Here is a 20530-nt window from a genome sequence, read left to right on the forward strand (position 1 = left end):
TCCTTAAGGCTGTCCTGAAGCTGCTAGTTAACATTATGCAATTCCTTGTCCTTTTCTAAAACAAGTTCATCATGTCTTTTCCTCTCTTCAAGGAGATTTTCCTCAGCCTTTTGCATCGCTAAATCTGACTTAGCCCTTTCAAGCCTAATCTCTTCATTAGCCTGTTTGATAAGCTGATCTTTTTCATCAATAATTTCATAGCATTTTGCAATGGCAGATTTGTTTTCTTCAACCAGGTCCATGATTTCCTTATTCTTATCTGAAATCTCCTGATTCCTTTGTTCCATAATTTCATTTATGGAAGAATCCGCTTCACTGCGTGATTGCTTCAAGTCTGAAATGGTATTTTTATTATCGTCAATTTTTGCTTTAAGATCATCGATCTCATTTAGGTAAGATTCATATTCACTTATCCTAAGAATCATTACTTTCTCCCCACCTTCAAAATTATCTTTTTTTGATAGGTCGATACGATAAGTGAAACTGTTTCCTCTCTTATATTGTTTGACTTCCTTTTCTAACATAAAAATACCTTCGTATTGAAAAAATTGATATTATCAAAGAAATTTTTTTAAATTGATAATATAATCATAAAATAAAAAATTATCAACATTATTATATATGTTAACTCATTGCATATAAACTTAATTTAAAAAACTATAAAAAAAATTAATTTGTAACTCAAAAAATTGAAAAAAATTATAAAAAAATGACGATGAGTGATAATGATATTACATCTATAATTTAGCTATGATAATTTGAGTTATCACTTTTTTGAGATAATATGAAAATTTGAAAAAATCTGAAAAAAATAGCTGGTACCATTTCAAGTGTAAAATTTGAGTTACAAAATTTGAAATGAAATTTTCAAAAAATCTGCAGAATCCCAAATGATATTAACATGAAGATTATTGAAAAAATTGAAGATCCTAGCCATGATTTAAAAATTTAGAAAAAGTAGGAAAAATATGGAATACATATACATAAATGTACAAAAATATAGCATGTAATAACATTGAGTTAACGTTGTATCTACAAAAAGTTACAAAAGGCATTGAAAAAATTGATATAAAAAATAGTTTAAATAAATATTTTAAAAAAATAAAGATTAATTATAGTTATTTAAAAAAATAGCTAAAAAAACTCAAGTTTCAAAATAAAATAATAAATTTAAATAGATTTTCAAATTTGAAAATTGAAAAGGAAAAAATCCTCCCGAAATATGAAGTAATACTTTTTTATAAGAAAAATCTCTTCAAAAATTCGAAAATTTTGTATATTGTAAAAAAAATGAAGAAAAAATCGTATACATTATACTAAAATAAATTTTAAAAAAATTTCATGGAAATAAAAAATATGAAAAAATATATCATGCTTGAAAAAGTATTAAAATAAAAATTAAGATCTAATTTTAAAAAGTTAAATCAGCGAAAAAATTAGAAAAAAATAAGAAGAAAGAGATAAGAAAAAAATAAAACTTAGTCCAACTCGGCTATATTTTTAGTGAAATTATATGCAAAGTTAGGACATGAACAAGCATGAATGTGAATGTAATTAGCTAAAGTGTTTCCAATGCTGATTCCATCCATATTATTCAATACACCTCTGCCTCTAAGGACATCAAATACAAGATCATCTGTACTGTCAATGTTGAGTTTAGTGTAATGGAATTCATGTGCACGGAAAATGTCACCTTCCTCAGATATGAGATTATCCCTATTGGATCTTGCTACAACATAATTCAATCCTTGAACTCTAGGAGTCATTTCTGCACTGTATGGGATTGCATTGACCATTCCTAAGCCGTCAATAGATTCTGATAAATAGATCAATCCACCGCATTCACCATATATTGGCCTATCTTCCTTGTGGAATTTATTGATGGATTTTAGCATGGATTCATTCTCAGACAATTCCTTCTTAAAGACTTCAGGGTATCCTCCGCCAATATAAATGGCATCAACATCTGGAATTTCCTCATCCTTATATGGACTGAATGGAACAATTTTAGCCCCATTATCCTCTAAGGATTCCAATGTTTCCTTATAATAGAATGTGAATATCTCATCTATAGCGACACCAATCTTAAGAGGAACTTTATTGCCTGTCTTCCATAGCTCTCCAGGTTTGGAGCCATTAGTGACTTCAAGATTTATTGCCTCATTATGCTCCCTATTGAATTCATCCTCATGAATGGATAAATCAACACGATGGCCATAATTATAATCATCTTCCATTGATTCAATAGCTTTATCCTTATTGTCTTTTACAGCAGATTTGCTGGATGTTTTCATTATATCCTTTAGAGCATCCAAGTCTATATATTCCTCAGCAATATTTCCCCAAAGTTCAATATTCCTATTGATCTTTTCCTTTTCAAGAGCTGGGACCAAACCAAGATGCCTTTCTTCCACTGAAATCTCTTCATTTCTTGGAATTCCGCCTATGACTGGAACATTAGCTAATTTTTCAACAGATTCCTTAGCTTTTTTGAAATGTCTTTGACCTTTGACCTTATTCAAGATAACTCCTTCTATACGTACATCAGGGTCAAGAGACTTAAAGCCCAATACAACTGCTGCAGCACTTTTCACCAAGCTTCTTGAATCCATAAGAAGAACTACAGGTGCATCTAAAGCCTTTGCAATTGAGGCAGTGTTACCTATATCACTAATAGGGCTTATACCTTCATATAGGCCTCTTACACCTTCAATAATCCCCATATTTGACTTGGATATCTTAAGTGCCCTTTCAAATGAATTGATTATTTGAAATTCATCCATGAAAAATGAATCCAAGTTCCTTGATACATTGCCTGTAGCAATAGTATGGTAAGAAGGATCAATAAAATCAGGGCCAACCTTAAAGGGTTGAACATTTTCATCTTGAAGTGCTTTCATGATTCCTGTAGAAATAGTGGTTTTTCCAACAGCACTTCCAGTTCCAGCTAGTACGACTTTCATAATATTAAATTAGCATATATTTTATATATAATTTTCTTATCCTTAGAATGAATTATTTTAAATTTTAATTGATTTTTGATAAAAATAATAAAAATAAGGGATTTTTTTAAAAAAAGTAATAATTTTTGTTTAAAAAAAGACTAAAAAGCTTTAAAAAAAATATTGTAAATTGCAAATAGATATGGTTTATAAATAAAAACTAAAAATGCTTAAAATCTAAAATAGTTTACTATACATTAGATATAGTAAATAATACTTATCAAATGCTCTTATTTAAACAATATAAGCATTAAAAATTAATATTAAAATGTAACGGGTTTAAAATAGGTTTTGTTTTGAAAAATAGAATCTTAAAATTTGTTACTGGGAGGTGATGATATTATAGGCAAAATTGATGTACAAGTACTTATTGGTACTTTAAGTCTTATTGTACAAAATTGAACTTGTACATCCTCAAAAATAAGGGAGATTAATTTCTCTCTTATTTCTTGAGTTTAAATTTATTCCCTATAATATATAAACCTTACCTAATCAAAAAAATAGATTTCTTAAAGGTGATAGAATGATAATCAAAGAGCTAATTAATATTGCATTATTGGTTTTAGTGGCAATGATGATATGCATAAACTACAAACTAAACAAGGGCGGAAATAAGGAAAGCAGAATATTGAGCATTGTTTCTTTAGTTTTAGTTCTAATAATATAATATTATGCTTCCTCTAAAATATCTGAAATTGGCAATAATATAATTTACTATAATATATTGTTAATATTTATAAATGACAATGAAGATAATATTATTTAAAAAATAAGTTAAATTAAATGATATTATTAAAAAGAGGTAAATCATGTCTACATTAGAGAAAATGCAGGTTTTGGCAGATAGCGCACAATATGATCTGTGCGATTATGTCAGCCATAGCAAGAGCTCTCAGGTGAATCTTCCTGGGATTTATCATGCTACAGGACATAATGGATGCAAGATACCTCTCTTTAAGACATTGATGACAAACAAGTGCAAAAACGACTGCAAATACTGCATCAACCAAAGCAAACGCAATTTCACTCGTCTTGAATTAAGTCCTGAAGAACTTTCAAGAGCATTCCTTCACTACTACAACAACGGTTATGTAAATGGTCTCTTTTTAAGTTCAGGAATTGGAGATACAATAGACAACACTATGGAAAAGACCATAGAAACTGCAAGAATCCTTAGAAAGGATTATGGCTATGATGACTATATACATCTTAAAATCATTCCAGGAGCATCAAAGGATTCAATCAAAAGGGCCATGAGCTTGGCAAACAGGGTGAGCCTGAACATTGAAGCCGCTACAAAAGATGGCCTTAATGAAATCACAAGCACAAAGGATTACAACAAGGACATCTTAAAAAGGCTTGATTGGATGAATGAAATATCAAGAAAGAATCCGAGTTTTGCAAAATCCGGCCATACAACACAATTGATTGTTGGTGCAAACGATGAAACAGACCTTGAAATCCTCAAAAGAATGGAAAGCCTGTATAAAAAAGTGGACTTGAGACGTAGTTATTTCAGTGCATTTTCACCAGTAGAAGGTACTGAATTTGAGAACAAGGAGTCCTGCAATACAGATAGAACTGCAAAATTGTATCATGCAGATGCATTGATCAGCGATTATAAGTTTGATGTGAAGGAACTGGTATTTGACGAAAACGACAAGCTTTCATTGAAGGAAGATCCAAAGATTTTAGCTGCAAGGGAAATGGACATTTTTCCTGTAGAAATAAATTATGCATCATACAAGCATTTGATTAGGGTTCCTGGAATTGGTCCAAAATCTGCAAGGAAAATTATGGCCATACGCAGAAACAAACCATTTAAAAAATTGGAAGAGCTTCAAAGGATAGGTGTTGTTGTAAAAAGGGCAGAGCCTTATATAAAATTGGATGGAAACTATCAGACAGCACTGGATAATTATTAGATTACTAAAAATAATAAATACTAAAAAATAAAAAATTAAGAATATAAATTATATTATAATATTATTATAGTTATTATACTTATTAAATCAAAAAGGATAGGGAAAAATGAATGCAATAAACATTGATGACGTAAAGGAAGAATTAAAAATCCCTGATAAGATCAGAATTTTTGATACAACCTTAAGAGATGGAGAACAGGCTCCAGGCATCGCCTTAACAGTGGATGAGAAAATAAAGATAGCTCAAAAGCTGGATGAACTTGGAGTGGACACTATAGAAATGGGTTTTCCAACTGTATCAGAAGGTGAAAGGAAGGCTGCAAAAAGAATGGTTGAATTAGGATTCAAATCCAATTTGTGCGGTCTTGCAAGAGTATTGAAAAAGGATATCGATGCAGTAATCGACTCTGACTTATCATATGCACATTTGTTTATCGGAACTTCCCCACTTCATAGAGACTATAAGCTGAAAAAATCCAAGGAAGAGATATTGAATCAAGCGATTGAAGCGGTTGAATATGCTAAAGACCACGGCCTTACTGTGGAATTTTCAGCTGAAGATGCTACAAGAACAGAGCTTAATTATCTAATAGAATTCTATAAAGGCGTTGAAGGTGCTGGAGCAGATATAATAAATGTTCCAGACACTGTTGGAATCTTAGTCCCATCCACTACAAGAGATTTGATAAGAATACTCAGAAAGAAAATTAACGTTCCCATAAGTCTTCATTTCCACAATGACTTTGGACTTGCCGTATCAAATTCAATCATCGGTATTGAAGAAGGGGCAAATCAGGCTCATTGTACAATAAACGGTATTGGTGAAAGAGCTGGAAACACCTCTTTAGAGGAGCTTGTAGTTAGCTTAAAGATAGCTTACGGCGCAAATATCGGTGTGGATACAACCAAACTCTATGACACTTCCAATTTCATAGGATCCATAACAGGTATTAAGATGCCTCCTACAAAACCTATCGTTGGAGAGAATGCATTCGCTCATGAATCAGGCATCCATGTGGATGGAATATTGAAAAACAGTTCCACTTATGAGCCTATTCCACCTGAACTTGTAGGCCACAAAAGAAGAATTGCACTTGGAAAGCATACCGGCCATGCTGGAATCAAGTCTAAATTGGAAGAGTTCAATATAGAAGTGAGTCCTAAGCAATTCGAAAACATTTACAATCAAGTGAAAACACTTGGTGATAAGGGAAAATGCATTACTGATGAGGATTTGAAATCCATTGCAATTACTGAATTGAGTACAAGTGGCAAAGAGTACATTAAGCTACTTGGAATGAGTGTAATGACTGGAGAATCAGTATCTGCAACAGCAACAGTAAGGCTTTCAATTGAAGGAAAAGTCATCGAAACCTCTCAAATTGGAGTGGGTCCAGTTGACGCAGCTATCGGTGCAATCAAGTCACTCGTAAAGGAAACCGTTGACATTAACCTTGAAGAGTACAGACTTGAAGCGGTAAGCGGTGGTACTGATGCATTGGCAGAAACCTTTGTAATGATTTCAGACAAAGAGGGCCATAGGGCAACAGGAAGAGCTACTAGAGAGGACGTTATCATCTCAAGTGTAGTAGCGATCATCAACTCAATCAACAGATTATTGGCTATTGAGAAAAATAGCTAAACTTTTTTTAATTTTAAAAATTTTCTTTTTTATTATTTTTGAATTTTTACTAATTTTTATATTTCTAATAAACTTTTTTTACAAAATTTATTTTTTAATTTTACTGATACATTATGCTCTATTTATTCAATTTTTTTAAAAAATCTAAAATAAAATAATAAAATTTAAATATAATTCTGAATAAAAATTGAAATTACCCACTAAGATATATTAAACTTGGTTAAGGATTTCTAAAATAATGAATATTATTTAAATAATTCGTTTTGAAAATGGTGATGATATGAAAAAGAAAATATTTTACGGAGTAATGAGCATTTTACTATTTTTTGTAATAATCTCTGCATTAGCAGTTCCAACTGCATTTGCTACCAATGCAACCGTTGTTGCAAATGCAAGTAGTGGAGACTGCAATAATGTGACATTTGAAACTGAAGGAGACAATTATGAGTCATATTGTGTACAGAAAGGTATGGATGTCCCTGAAATCGACACCGTTTATGCTGTTGAAGAGAATCTGACATCAACTGATGTGATTACAGATGAACAGGCACAAAAAATAAAGATTTTCAGCATAAACTATAGAGATACTGATTTGACTCACCATACAATAAATCCTAAAACAGGAAAGCCGGTGAAAGAGATTGATGACGTTACAAGCAGACAATTGATAATTTGGGACATACTTGGACAAGCGGACGCTGGATGGTACACCGCCAATTATGTAAACAAAACCATAATCGACCACATAAATGAATTATATGATGGCGGATTGAGATATGATGACAAGGGATCCATTCCTTTAAACGATACACATCAATTGAATTATACATTCAAGTATTTCTCAAGCAGAGAAGGCAACCTTCAGGATTTCCTAGGATGGTTCTTTGTAGAGTCTGATATTCCTCCTCAAGAGAACAAAACAAACAACACTACCAATGAGACTGAACCTCCAAAAAATGATACAAAACCTGTAGAAAACGATACTGAAATAGCAGACATTAAGACAAATCCTGCTAAAAAAGTTGTTATGACCAATGCAGCTGGAAACCCTTTAGGATTATTGGCATTTGCAAGTTTAGGTTTAGGTGTAGTATCAATTAGAAGAAGAAAAAAATAGAAGATAAAAAAATTGAAAATATATGCATGAAAAAAATCATGCAAATTTTTAAAAAATAGAGAGGACTCTAAAAATTCATTAATTTTAACTTATAGTGTAGCGATAGCTATGGTCAAAATATTCCTCAAACCTGGGGCTAATCCTAATACAAATACTGTTAATTTTAATAGATTTTTTATAGTTAAGTCATCGAAATATTGATCGATTATGTATAATACTGCAACGATGACTATAATTTTCATAGGAAATAAAGTAAGATATGTATCGAATAGCTGATTTAGAGCATTTGGCAAAACATGCTGTTCGTAATAATTGAAGTATTCTACAGCAACATATGTTGTTGATGCATCGAACAAATGTGCAAGCACGATTGAAAAATTAATTTTATATTTTTTCATTTTTGCAATGAACTTGGAAAGATTGAACTTTTCGATTTCATTGAAAACATTGTTCTTAATATATAAAACTAAAAACACGAGTCCAAGAAATATCAATGATGCCAATGCCCATGTCAAGATGACATAAGTTATTGCTGTAGAATTCACATTTGAAAATGAAATCAAATTAGGCAATGATAAAATTATTCCTATGAAAAACAATGAATACCTATAATCGATTCCTTTTTTTCTAAATAGGTATATGCAAAATAAGAATGACAGGATTGTAGTCAATCCTACAAGAATATAAAGTCCAGGAGTTATTAGAAAAACAGTTTTTGGATAAACTCCATTATCAACTAAAGCACGAGTGGATGATCCAAGAAAAATGAATGGAATGATTGAATAGAAAATTGATAGCGGATCAATCTCCAATTTCTTGAACATTTTGATGATGGCCAATATGAAAGCCACTAAAATCAATGTATACACTACTGTATTGAATACTGTGTATCCAGAGAAAAAAGTTCTTTGTATGATATCGGGAAGAAAAGTGTCTACAGTAGGCATATTATCAAAAACATATCATTGAAAAATTATAATTTACTACTCCTCTCTTTTCGGATACCTTCTAAGGACTTTCTTTACAAAGACTTCCTTAGCTATAAGGAAATTGCTTGTTCTATGACCCATTGCCTTACAGCGTCTATGCTTAATGGCTTTCAAGATTCCATCTACAGAATCGTCACCTTTGGTGTTGACTTCAGTAAATGCATCACCAACTGATTTTAGAAAATGAGAGTCACTGGCACCTAAGGTTGCAAGCCTTTTGTTGTATGCCAATGTTTCTGCCTGCTTGTTTGAGTATCCGAAAATGTACCTTGCATTTTTGGTTTCAACACCATCAACAACAAGATTCTTGTCAACATTGCAGAAAAGCCCATGTCTATAATATGAAAATGGATGGGGAACAATAGCAAGTCCACCTGCATCATGAATCCTATCTACAGTCTCTACAGCAGATAATCCCTTTGGAATGATTTCATCTACACCTAATCCTAAAATATGGCCTTTGTCAGATGATATTTCGATAGAGGGAACTACAATGATATTGCCACCATAAGACCTTGCAAGTCTTGAACCTTCAATTTCATTATGATCACTGATTGCAATAGCATCTAGCCCTTTCTTTTCAGCTTCTATTAGAATGTCTATAACTTCTGAACGGGAATCACCTGAATAAACACTATGGATATGTGGATCAAATTTCATATTATGCCTCGTTTATTGTATAAAATAAATTTTTTTTAAATTAATATTATCAATTGTTATATTAGTATTAATCCATTATAAACTTTTTTTATTCACCACAAATATCAATGAAAAATTTCACCACCACTCCAAATAAATTGTAAAAAAATTTACTGTATATTCAAAAAAAGTTGCAAGGAAAAATAAAAAAGTAACTAGGGAATGATTAAATTTTAGAAAAAAATTACTGAATAAGGGATAAAAGTAACTGAAAAAATTAAAAAAATAAGGAAAAATGTATGTAAATATATAAGATAAATAAAATTATAATTAATATTTTTAAATTTTTTTAAAATTATTAAAAACTATAATAATATATCTATAATAATAATTTTAAATTTTAATTATAATTTAATTTATAATTCAATTTATAAATGAAATAATAATTAATTTTCTTAAATTTATTTAAAATTATTAAAAACTATTATAATATATCTATAATAATATCATGATTTAATTTATAATTTAATTTATAATTTAATTTATAATTTAATTTATAATTTTATTATTATTTTTTATTTATTTTTTCTTAAGAATTCCATTGACTTTACAAGGCCAACAGTACCGGTCATCATGACATCCCCACCAGGAGCTGCATGATAATAGTCAAGATTAGTGCCTTCGATCAATGCTCTTTTTGGGCCAGCTACAATAACTTTTTCCAATTTGGAAATAGGATTCAATGCAAATGCGCCATGCCCTCCTTCACCATGGACATCCTCATGCTTAATTGTTCCGTCAGCAAGGGCTAAAACGAGTTCTTCAAGTCTTTGAGGGGTTAAATCTCTTGTGTGATGCTCGAATACACCTTGTATTTTACCGTCTTCAATAGATGCTACAGTAGTATGGCCATTGCCTATATCCATAACAACAAAGCTGTTTAGCTTTAGAACTTCCTTATCGTAGCATACTCCAGCGATTGATGCAAACTTGGTATCCATGAGAACTGGCTTGAATTCAGGATTATCTTTAGCTAATGATTTTATTACAGATTGCATTCTTGTAAAGTATTCAGGAACTTCCTCAGCTTCCATTGCAAATGTTTCAGGTTCCATAGGTTCTGGGAGCTTTTCCTTGATTTTCTCGAATCTGAAGTCCCTATCTCCCATATCCTCACTGTATCCATGATCTTGAACAGCTACAATGAGCTCATCAACATTCAAGTCAAGGTCAAATGATGAGAATATGTCAATCAAATGGCCTACATCCACATCTTTTAATGAAATTTTTGTATGATGAGAATAGGTAGGATCCTTTTCATACGCTTTCTCTTCAACAACTTCAAAACCGTATGACTTTACCTGATCGATATTGTCACGGATTGTTCTTGCTGCCAAATCTTCAAAAGCGACCTTATATCCTTTTTCCATATGTTCAAGGCACCTATCCTTGATCTTTCCTCCACCCATGATAACTCCGTCAAAGTAAATGTCATTTTCACACTCGGAAATCATTTGGCCGATAGTTAAATGAGGAGATGGAATGACCAATTTCATTGAATTTTCAATCTCTTTTTCACTGTCATACAATAAGATGTCTTCAGTACCGGTTCCTACATCAATAGCTAAAATTTTCATAGTTTTCTATTTGTTTTAAAAATATTTAAATTTTTTAAAAATCGTTGCGAAAAATATGAAAAAATATGAAAAAACTTTTTATTTAAATACTATAATGTACATATTTGTACTACAAAGCTTTATATAGTACATTATACATAATATTAGTACAGAATGAATATGATGCCATTCTTAAAGAATTTTTACAAATAGATTATTTAAAAAACAAAAAGTGATATTATGCAATACAGAATTGATTTATCCAATGACGAAGTACCAACCAAATGGTATAATATTAACGCTGATTTACCTGTAGAACTTCCTGCTCCTAAAAACAGTGAAGGAAAAGATCAAATAGGCACATTGCCTCAAATATTCGTAAACGAATGTCTTAATCAAGAGTTCGCTACTGACAGATACATTAGTATCCCAAAAGAAGTAAGGGAACTCTACCAAAGATTAGGAAGACCTACTCCTTTATGTAGAGCAAGAGGATTGGAAGAAAAGCTTAATACGCCCGCAAAAATCTATTATAAGCGGGAAGATACATCCCCTACCGGAAGTCACAAGCTTAACAGTGCAATAGCTCAAGCATACTATGCTAAAAAGGAAGGTATTGAAAGAATTACCACTGAAACCGGTGCAGGACAATGGGGTACTGCTTTATCCCTTGCTGCTTCCATGATGGGAATCGATTGTACCGTTTATATGGTAAGGGTTTCATATGATCAAAAGCCTTTCAGAAAAACCATCATGCAGTTATATGATGGAGAAGTGCATGCTTCCCCAAGTGAACATACAGAAGTGGGTAGAAAAGTTCTTGCAGAAACTCCTGACACTCCAGGTTCCCTTGGAATTGCAATTTCTGAAGCTGTAGAAGATGCTTTAACTGATGATAAGGTAAAATACACCTTAGGAAGTGTATTGAACCACGTTATCTTGCATCAAACTACAATCGGTCAAGAAATTAAATTACAACTTGAAAAAGTTGAAGAAGAGCCAGACACCATGATTGCTTGTGTTGGTGGAGGAAGTAACTTTGGTGGATCATTATTCCCATTCATTAAGGATAAAATCCAAGGTAACTCCGATACTGAATTCATTGCTGTAGAGCCTTCCGCATGTCCTACCTTAACTCAAGGGGAATACAGATACGACTTTGGTGATGAAGTTGGATTCACTCCACTCTTGAAGATGTTTACATTAGGACACAACTTCGTTGCTCCTTCTGTACATGCAGGTGGACTTAGATACCACGGTATGAACACACAAGTGTCCTTGCTTAGAGACTTAGGCTACATCAATCCTGTAGCTGTTCACCAAAGAGATGTATTTGCAGCAGGTAAAATGTTTGCAATGTGCGAAGGAATCATTCCTGCACCTGAAACAAACCATGCAATCAAGGCAGCTATTGATGAAGCTAAAAAATGTAAGGAAACTGGTGAAGAAAAAACAATTGTTGTTAACTTCTCTGGCCATGGTTTAATGGACTTTAAAGGTTACGCAAGTTATATGGATGGATCTATGGAAAACTCCAAATAGATTTCCATTCTATTATTTTTTTTCTTATATTTATTGATGTAACATAGAAAACGGATTTTATACGAACAAAAACTCTTCTTATCACTTATAAGTGATAACTTCTCTCTCTTTTTTTAATGAATTATCCTTAATATTTCATCTTTTTTAAGTATTTTTTAAGTATTTTTCAAGTATTTTTCAAGATATTTTTCTTATTTTTTATGATAATTTTTAGTTATAAGTTATAAGTTATAACTAATAACTTATAAAATTATAAGAAATAACTTAAAAGTAAAAACTTATAAATGATAAATTATAAAGTAAAAGTAATAAGATATAACTTAAAACTTATATAGTATAACTTATAAATTATAATATATAAGTAATAACTAGGAAGTAATAACTAATAAGTTATAGCCAATAAGTGCTAAGATAAAACTACTAAGTTATTCATTATAAGTTATAAAATTAAGAAATCACTTTATTTTAAGAAAAATACTTTAGGAGAATTAATATAATGGGAGAAACAATTGCCGTAATGAATCAGAAAGGCGGATGTGGAAAAACTACAACTGTAGTGAATTTGGCAACATCTCTTGCTGCTATGGGAAAGGCAGTTCTTGTAGTTGACATGGATCCGCAAGCTAACGCTACAACAAGTTTTGGAATAAATAAAACAGAAATCAAGAAAACAGTCTACACTGCTTTAGTAAATGAATGCAGTGTTCAGAAAGCTACAATTCCAACAAAAATCGAAAACCTGTTCATACTTCCAAGCAATATCGACTTAAGCGGTATTGAAGTGGAATTGAGCAAGGAAGCAAACTATCATATAGCCTTAAAGAACTTGCTTGAACCGATCAAAGGCATTTTTGACTACATTATAATAGACCTTCCACCATCTCTTGGAATAATTACTATAAATTCATTGATAGCTGCAGACAGCGTATTAGTACCAATCCAAGCTGAATACTTTGCACTTGAAGGATTGGCAGATTTGATGAACACAATCAAGCTTGTTGAAACAAGATTAAGAAGCCCAACACCTATCAAGGGAATACTTCTAACATTGTATGATGCAAGAACCAGGTTAGGAAGAGAAGTCTATTCAGAACTGAAAAAATACTTCAAGGACAAGGAATACGTATTCGATACAGTCATTCCAAGAAACATACGTTTGGCAGAAGCTCCAAGTTATGGAAAACCATGCATAGTATATGATCCAGAAAGTAAAGGGGCAATAGCTTACTTGAAACTTGCTAAGGAAATATTGGAAAGAGATGGAAAATAAGATGAATATTTGATTAAAGAATAAGATTTTGATGATTATAGATTATAATTATATATTTTAAATTTTTAACACGAAAGGGTTTGGTAAAATGGCTAAAAAGGAAAAAAATACAGGATTAGGAAGAGGATTGGATTCATTGATTCCAAAAATCGAAGAGACTGAAGTTGAAGAAGGCATTAGTCTTGAAGATTTATTAAGAGGATCTGAAGAGGAAACAAAAACTTTTGAAGAACTCGTTGAAGAAGTTGAAGAGGAGTTTGAAGGTGAAGATGAACTTCAGGTTTTAGAAAAATCAGCGGATGAAGAAGAGGAAAAACCTAAAGACACATCAGAGTACACAAATGTTTTCTTCAATGACGATGAAAAAGTGGAAGAAAATGATGCAAAAGAAGAGGAAAAAATCAGCCCCGAAATAAGTGCTGATAATATTGATTCTGCAGTCAATTTAAATGAAGAAAATGATTCAAGTAGTGAAATTATTAAAGCTTCAGATGATTTAAAAGAAGTTGGTAGTCTTCTTTCAGAAAAAGAAGAGAAACTAGTAGATGAAGTCATTGAAACTGTGGAAAATAATCCAAGAATCACCTTATGGTCTGCAAGATCAGCAGCTGTACTAAGGTACTTGAGAAAAACCGAACCTGAATTCAGCATAAGCAGTGAAGCATCAGACTTGATTGATGCTGCAATAGCTGAAAAGTATCCTGAAATCTGGACATTGTTTAATCATTTGTAAGATATTTACATATTTAGAATAATAATTATCCACATAACATCAATAAATCAAAGGAATTGGTAGGTAATGAGAATCTTAATGATTCTCTTATCTATCAATTAAGAAAATAATAAATTTAAACATTTATTTTTAAAATAGCTAAATACTAAAATTTAACACGGGGATTAGAATGAAATTAGGATTTTCACTTCTTTCACTTTTCATGAAAGATGTAAATGAAATGCTTGATATAGCAGTAGAAAATGGCTTTGATAGTGTTGAACTGTTGGCTGAAGGCCCATACAGACCTGATGAAATGCTTGGAAACAAGGAAATAACTGAGGTCTTCCACTCATATGATTTGGATATCTATATGCATGCAGTAAATGTTGACATAAACCTTGCAAGCCTTAACCCAGGAATACGTAGGGAGTCAGTGAAGCAGACCAAGGATTGCCTTGACCTTGCAGATGAGATAGGTGCAATAGGCATAACTGCCCATCCAGGTAAAATAGGAAGGCCTGAAAAGTATCTAAGGGATATGGCACTTGAATTCTTGACTGAATCCACTCATGAACTGGTGGCATATGCAGAGGATAAGGAAGCAAAAATATCCATAGAAAACATGCCAGAACGCTTTTCCTATCTTGGAAACCGTGCTTATGAATTGGAAAACCTCACTAATGAGACCGGCTGCAACATTACAATAGACTTAGGCCATGTAAATACATGTGAAGATCAATTGAGCTTTTTTAAGATACCAAACATTCTCTATAACCACATCAATGACAATGATGGAATAAAGGATAAGCATCAAGCCATTGGTGACGGAACCCTTGACTTGAATCTATTGAAACATGTGAAGAATGGAATCATTGAATTGAATAATTTCGATAATGTGATGAAAAGCAAAAAGGTAATAGAGGATTTCTTGAGTGAAAATAAGTAAAAAAAAGAAAAAATAAGAATTTGACTGGTAAACAAAAACAATAGCTAGTCTAAAAATCAATTTGAAGAACTTCTGAAATGTCTTCTATTACAAAATCAGCATACCCTTTCAATTTGTCTGGAAAATCGCCATCTTTCTGTTCAGTTGTTAAAACAGCACGGTCAGCTTGCTCAAATGCCAAAATGTCATTTGGGCCATCACCAACCATCATGACCTTATAGCCTTCTTCCTGAAGATTAGATACAATTTCTGCTTTTCTATGAGTGCTTGCAGTTGCAAAAGCATGGTCTTCAGGTATTCCAGTGATATTTGCAAGCCTTTTGATTGCTCCAGACCTATCACCTGAAGCTATGAAAACATCTATATCATTATCCTGAAGCTTAGCTATTGTATCTTTTACACCACCGAACAATTGGCCTGCAGATGTGATTGTATAAGCTATTCTCTCTTCTGCAATGTCTATGATAACAGCTGAACCATTGCACAATTCCATATGAGGCACCCTTTCCTTCAATAGGGGGAAAGTGTCTGTAATGTCCTTGATGACCGCAGTATCCTTCTCAAGAATAGCTGTGATTTCCTCTTTTGTAACATCTGTTGAATAATAGCTTATGTCAAAGTCTATATTGTTTTCCAATACAAAGTCACTGATTAAAGTGTTTGGATTCAAGTCCTTTAGACGAGTTGTATTGAATTGAAGAACTACAAGTGCAGCATTCAAGCAAGTGTCAATCAAGTCCAAAGAGTTTACATGAGTGATCAATTCTCCTGTGGACACATCCTTAATGACCCTGAACCGCTCCAACAATGTTCCGGAGTTATCGAATACAATAGCTTTTTTAGTCATTTAAACCACTTACATCACAATTTTTAAAAAGATAAACAATTAATATTAATTTAAAGTTAATGATATATTAAATTATTGAATGGGTATTAAAAGAATTATTTTTAATGATGGCCACCGAATTTAAGAATGTGAAATAATGTTTCTCAATGAAGAATTTAAATTAAAAAATATAACCCTTAGGAATCGTATAGTCATGCCTCCCATGGCAAGAGAGATGAGTGATGATGGAAGGGTATCAACCGATTTAATAGAATATTATCGAAAAAGGGCTAAAGATACTGGGCTTGTAATAGTTGAACATGCATATGTGTCTTTAGAAGGCAAGTCAAGTAAAAAGCAGCTTTCAATGGCGGATGATTCCGTTATAGATGGCTTTAAAGAATTGACAGATGCCATTCACAATGAAAAATGTTTTGCAATAGCTCAATTGAATCATGCCAGGCCTCAATCAATTGCATATGATAAATCAAATGTAAACAATATGACAAAAGAGGATATTAAAAAAGTTAAAGATGATTTTAAAAATGCCTCCATAAGAACCAAGAAAGCGGGTTTTGATGGTGTTGAAATACATGCCGCTCACGAATACCTATTAAATCATTTTTATTCCCCCCTTACAAACAAAAGAGCTGATGAATATGGTGGAAATCTTGAAAATCGCTTGAGATTGGCTAATGAAATCATTCAGGATGTTCGGAAGTCTGTAGGTGAAGACTATATTGTGGCCATTCGTTTTGGCGCTTATGATTATTGGGAAGGTGGAAGCAAATTAGATGAGATTCCAATAGCTGTCAAATCTTTCATAGATTCTGGAGTGGATTTAATTGACATTAGCGGCGGTCTTTGCAGATTTCAAAATCCATATAGCAAAGAGCCGGGATACTTTAAGGAACTTAGTAAAATAGCTAAGGAAGCATCTTCCGTGCCAGTGATTCTTACTGGAGGTGTGAAAAAAGCAAAAGATGCTGAAAAACTTCTGAAAGAAGGATACTGCGACCTGATTGGCATTGGCAGGGCCATGATAATGGATGCTGAGTGGTCTAAAAAGGCATTGAAATCATTGGAAAATATGCAATGAGATATTTTTGTATTCCTTATTTTATAACTAATAGTTTATATAACTTGAAAAATATAATTATATTATTATATAAAAAATTATCAAAATTTATAAAAAATTTGGTATAATTTTGATAAAAATTTAATATAAAATTTGATTATTAAAATTACTTAATCATAATTACAATGTTTTAAAAGAAAGTAAGGTGTTTTAATGAATATCCTTGAAAAATTAAATGCAATTAAAAATCAAGAAATTACTGCAAAGGAAAATGTAGAAGCTTACATTAAGGTTATTGAAGAAAAGAACGATGACATTAACGCTTTTCTTGAATTAAATAAGGAAGAAGCTATCGCTAAAGCAGAAGAGATTGATGCTAAAATAAAGGCTGGCGAAGAAGTCGGAGCTCTTGCTGGTTTAGTGTTTGGTATTAAAGCTAACATAAATGTAGAAGACTTTATCATATCTGCTGCATCCAAAACCTTAGAGGATTATATCGGAAGCTATGATGCAACTGTAGTTAAGAAAATCAAGGCTGAAGACGGAATCATCATAGGAATCAACAACATGGATGAATTTGCAGCAGGAAGTTCAACTGAAACCTCATACTATGGAGTGACAAACAACCCAGCAGCACCTGGAAGAATCCCTGGTGGTTCAAGTGGAGGAAGTGCAGCTGCAGTTGCAGCGGAAATGTGTGACATTGCAATCGGTTCCGATACTGGTGGATCAATCAGAAACCCATCTTCCCACTGTGGAGTGCTCGGTATGAAACCTACCTATGGTGCAGTTTCAAGACAAGGATTGCTCGATTTGTCAATGAGTTTAGACCAAATCGGCCCTATGGCTCGTGATATCACTGGAATCACACTTGCTTTGGACACTATTCTGGGATATGACCCAACCGAATGTACCACATTGAAATGGAACGCTCCAAACTTCACTGAAATAGCTGAATCTGTCAAAGATGCTGAAAAGCCATTAGCTGGCATGAAAATAGCTACCTGTAGCGAGTTCAAGGAAGTCACCAATGATGAAATCAATGCAATCATTGATGAATCCGTTGCAAAACTAGAGGAATTAGGTGCTGAAGTTGTTGAATTGAGCTTCAACTACATTGACATTTGTCTTCCTACCTACTACTTAATCAACTATGTTGAATTCTTCTCTGCAACCAGAAAATACGATGGACGAAAATACGGTTCCAGAATCGAAGAGGTATGTGGTGAAGAGGTTCTCAGAAGAATCCAAATGGGTTCATACATTTCACAAAAGGAATTCAGCGGCAAATACTATCAAAAAGCTCTTCAAGCAAGAACAGTCATTAGAAATGAAATCAATGAAATGCTTGAAGGAGTGGACTTGATTGTAGGTCCAACCGTACCTAAATTGCCACACAAATTAGGTGAAAAACTCGAACCTATGGAAATGTATGCATACGATGTGCTTACCGTAATTGCTAACTTGGCAGGTATTCCAGCTGCAAGCGTAAAGGCTGGTGAAGTTGATGGCATTCCTGTAGGATTGCAATTGCAGGCAAAACCTCAAGACGATGCAAAAATCGTTCAAGCGATGGCTGCATTTGAGTATGCTAAATAAGTTTAAAACAATCAATAGCTATTTTAGCTATTATCTTACTTTTTTTTACTTTTTTTATTATTTTAATTCAAAAACTATTTTTTAATATTTTAAGAGGGCTTAAAATGACTGATAATTCATCAAAAAAACAAAACAATTCCAAGAGAAATAAAAACAATTCCAATAAGAAGTTAATTAAAGAAATTAATGAATTGAAAGAACAGCTTGAAATCAAAAATGAAGAGATTCAGGAATTGGAATATGAATTGTCCTTGAAGGATGAAAAAATAGAAGACATCAGAAACGATTTGGAATTGAAAAGCGTCGAAATCGATGAATACAGCCAAAAGATAGATGAAAAAGATAAAAAGATCACTGCTCTTAATAACACACTAATTAAATACAAGTTTGAAAAGGAAAAGCTTGACTTGAAGCTGAAGAATGAAATCAACTATGAAAAGTCCAGAATGAAAGAGATGGATGACTTGGAGAAAAAAATCAATGAAAAAATAGCTATCATTGATGACAAGCAGGACCAAATAAACTATCTCAGAAGCCTAATAAATGACTATAAGGAACAGGTCAAAAGCAATACTGACAATTTGGAATTGCAGCTTAAGAAGATAACAAGAACCTATGACAATCTCCTCTCTCAAAAGGATTCAATCATAGAAAAGCAGGACAAGACAATTGAGGAAATGATCGATTCTGCTAAGCAATTGGCTAAGGACAACAATGCTACCATAACCAGTCTTGAATTGCAAATTGGAAATTATAGAGAGCTATTGAAAAAGTATGAATAATTAATTTTGCTTATTTTAAAAAATAGATATAAAAATTTAAAAAATAGACAGATAAAACAATAGCTTGATTTTAATAATTAAAAAAAATAGAAAAATAGTAAATGTTAAAATTTACTATTATACTTTACTTATAGAATAAATAAAGGAAGGGAGCGTTAATTCATAATAGCCCTCTTCATAATTCAGGTTCAAGTCATCTGGATTGGATATGTAATAGCCACATTCACCACATCTGTAACCATTTCCTGAACTATAAACTGCCTCACTTCCACAGTTTGGACATGTTTCAGCACCGTCACCATCACTAGAACTTCCGCTTCTTAATGCAAATGGGTTATCATTGGATGAGGATGATGATTTGGAGTTTTTAGCCTTCTCTTGAGCTTCCCTTTGAGCTTTTTCCCTTTGTTTCTTTAAATCATCGAGATGCATTTTTACACTTATTACATAATGGTCATACTCACCGCCAATAAGCAAGCCATTTCCATTTTTATCGCACCGCTCAAAGATGCTGTATAAGTCTGAATCTGAAATGGTGAATTCTGAATTGTGGTCATAATATTTGACTTCATCAAAACTCAAACCGCCATTTCCATCAAGGTCCAAGTCCACAAAATCAGTGTAATCGGTTGGTGTTTCCTCTGTATATGAATCCCATGGAATTCCAAGTACTGCATGGCCTAAAAGAGTGATTATCATTAGAATCAAATAAACTGCACAGCATCCGACTATGATTCTTTTGATGATGTTCATTTCATTAAATTGATTTATCAAATCTTCTATACCTGACATAAAATCCCCTTTTTTACATATTAAATACTGAATAATATTATGTTTATTGT

Annotated in this window: 18 protein-coding genes; 11 read left to right on the top strand and 7 right to left on the bottom strand. The window is 32.5% G+C overall.

Annotation, left to right across the window (positions count from 1 at the left end):
* Positions 1-23: 23 nt before the first annotated feature.
* Together Q0409_RS01270 and Q0409_RS01275 are read right to left on the bottom strand one after the other, a co-directional pair.
* Positions 24-524, bottom strand: coding sequence for a hypothetical protein (locus Q0409_RS01270; protein WP_298534221.1), 501 nt, complete (start codon positions 522-524; stop codon positions 24-26).
* Positions 525-1478: 954 nt separating this feature from the next.
* Positions 1479-2963: a cobyrinate a,c-diamide synthase gene (locus Q0409_RS01275; protein ID WP_298534223.1), complete on the bottom strand. Its 1485-nt coding sequence runs from the start codon at positions 2961-2963 to the stop codon at positions 1479-1481.
* Positions 2964-3525: 562 nt separating this feature from the next.
* On the opposite strand from Q0409_RS01275, the gene Q0409_RS01280 reads away from it, so the two are divergent.
* The 4 genes from Q0409_RS01280 to Q0409_RS01295 all read left to right on the top strand — a co-directional run bounded on the left by Q0409_RS01280 (position 3526) and on the right by Q0409_RS01295 (position 7686).
* A complete protein-coding gene (locus tag Q0409_RS01280) occupies positions 3526-3669 on the top strand; it encodes a hypothetical protein (protein WP_298534225.1) in 144 nt (47 codons plus the stop codon).
* 142 nt (positions 3670-3811) lie between these two features.
* Positions 3812-4927: a radical SAM protein gene (locus tag Q0409_RS01285; protein ID WP_298534228.1), complete on the top strand. Its 1116-nt coding sequence runs from the start codon at positions 3812-3814 to the stop codon at positions 4925-4927.
* Positions 4928-5042: 115 nt separating this feature from the next.
* Positions 5043-6569 carry a 2-isopropylmalate synthase gene (locus Q0409_RS01290; RefSeq protein ID WP_298534288.1) on the top strand — a complete coding sequence of 509 codons (1527 nt, stop codon included), beginning with the start codon at positions 5043-5045 and terminating at the stop codon, positions 6567-6569.
* A 280-nt stretch (positions 6570-6849) separates the two neighbouring features.
* On the top strand, positions 6850-7686 hold the full coding sequence (locus Q0409_RS01295) for a hypothetical protein (RefSeq protein ID WP_298534230.1): 837 nt from the start codon (positions 6850-6852) through the stop codon (positions 7684-7686).
* Positions 7687-7775: 89 nt separating this feature from the next.
* Here the strand turns inward: Q0409_RS01295 and Q0409_RS01300 are convergent, their stop codons facing one another.
* From Q0409_RS01300 to Q0409_RS01310, 3 genes are all read right to left on the bottom strand, one after another.
* Positions 7776-8633 carry a DUF63 family protein gene (locus tag Q0409_RS01300; RefSeq protein ID WP_298534232.1) on the bottom strand — a complete coding sequence of 286 codons (858 nt, stop codon included), beginning with the start codon at positions 8631-8633 and terminating at the stop codon, positions 7776-7778.
* Between the two features lie 36 nt (positions 8634-8669).
* Positions 8670-9335, bottom strand: a complete 666-nt coding sequence (locus tag Q0409_RS01305) for a PHP domain-containing protein (RefSeq protein WP_298534235.1) — start codon at positions 9333-9335, stop codon at positions 8670-8672.
* A gap of 554 nt (positions 9336-9889) precedes the next feature.
* The gene (locus Q0409_RS01310; protein WP_298534237.1) at positions 9890-10951 is read right to left on the bottom strand and encodes a DUF1786 domain-containing protein; all 1062 of its coding nucleotides are present in this window, start codon (positions 10949-10951) and stop codon (positions 9890-9892) included.
* Between the two features lie 219 nt (positions 10952-11170).
* Here Q0409_RS01310 and Q0409_RS01315 point away from each other — a divergent pair, with 219 nt between their 5' ends.
* The 4 genes from Q0409_RS01315 to Q0409_RS01330 all read left to right on the top strand — a co-directional run bounded on the left by Q0409_RS01315 (position 11171) and on the right by Q0409_RS01330 (position 15403).
* Positions 11171-12472 (top strand): TrpB-like pyridoxal phosphate-dependent enzyme, encoded by a 1302-nt coding sequence (locus Q0409_RS01315; RefSeq protein ID WP_298534240.1) that lies wholly within the window; start codon positions 11171-11173, stop codon positions 12470-12472.
* Positions 12473-12968: 496 nt separating this feature from the next.
* Complete coding sequence (locus Q0409_RS01320; protein WP_298534243.1) at positions 12969-13742, top strand: ParA family protein; 774 nt, start codon at positions 12969-12971, stop codon at positions 13740-13742.
* An 88-nt stretch (positions 13743-13830) separates the two neighbouring features.
* Positions 13831-14475 (top strand): AAA family ATPase, encoded by a 645-nt coding sequence (locus Q0409_RS01325; protein WP_298534246.1) that lies wholly within the window; start codon positions 13831-13833, stop codon positions 14473-14475.
* Positions 14476-14644: 169 nt separating this feature from the next.
* Positions 14645-15403, top strand: coding sequence for a sugar phosphate isomerase/epimerase (locus tag Q0409_RS01330; RefSeq protein ID WP_298534248.1), 759 nt, complete (start codon positions 14645-14647; stop codon positions 15401-15403).
* A gap of 49 nt (positions 15404-15452) precedes the next feature.
* Here the strand turns inward: Q0409_RS01330 and Q0409_RS01335 are convergent, their stop codons facing one another.
* Positions 15453-16250, bottom strand: a complete 798-nt coding sequence (locus Q0409_RS01335; RefSeq protein WP_298534250.1) for an HAD family hydrolase — start codon at positions 16248-16250, stop codon at positions 15453-15455.
* A gap of 136 nt (positions 16251-16386) precedes the next feature.
* Here Q0409_RS01335 and Q0409_RS01340 point away from each other — a divergent pair, with 136 nt between their 5' ends.
* The 3 genes from Q0409_RS01340 to Q0409_RS01350 all read left to right on the top strand — a co-directional run bounded on the left by Q0409_RS01340 (position 16387) and on the right by Q0409_RS01350 (position 19688).
* Positions 16387-17328 (top strand): NADH:flavin oxidoreductase, encoded by a 942-nt coding sequence (locus tag Q0409_RS01340; protein ID WP_298534252.1) that lies wholly within the window; start codon positions 16387-16389, stop codon positions 17326-17328.
* Between the two features lie 192 nt (positions 17329-17520).
* On the top strand, positions 17521-18906 hold the full coding sequence (gene gatA / locus Q0409_RS01345; RefSeq protein ID WP_298534255.1) for an Asp-tRNA(Asn)/Glu-tRNA(Gln) amidotransferase subunit GatA: 1386 nt from the start codon (positions 17521-17523) through the stop codon (positions 18904-18906).
* Between the two features lie 104 nt (positions 18907-19010).
* Complete coding sequence (locus tag Q0409_RS01350; protein ID WP_298534257.1) at positions 19011-19688, top strand: glycosyl transferase; 678 nt, start codon at positions 19011-19013, stop codon at positions 19686-19688.
* 117 nt (positions 19689-19805) lie between these two features.
* On the opposite strand, the gene Q0409_RS01355 is transcribed toward Q0409_RS01350, so the two are convergent.
* A complete protein-coding gene (locus Q0409_RS01355) occupies positions 19806-20480 on the bottom strand; it encodes a hypothetical protein (protein ID WP_298534259.1) in 675 nt (224 codons plus the stop codon).
* Between the last annotated feature and the right edge of the window lie 50 nt (positions 20481-20530).

Origin of the sequence: uncultured Methanobrevibacter sp. (assembly GCF_937898925.1) — an archaeon.
Taxonomy (GTDB): domain Archaea; phylum Methanobacteriota; class Methanobacteria; order Methanobacteriales; family Methanobacteriaceae; genus Methanobrevibacter.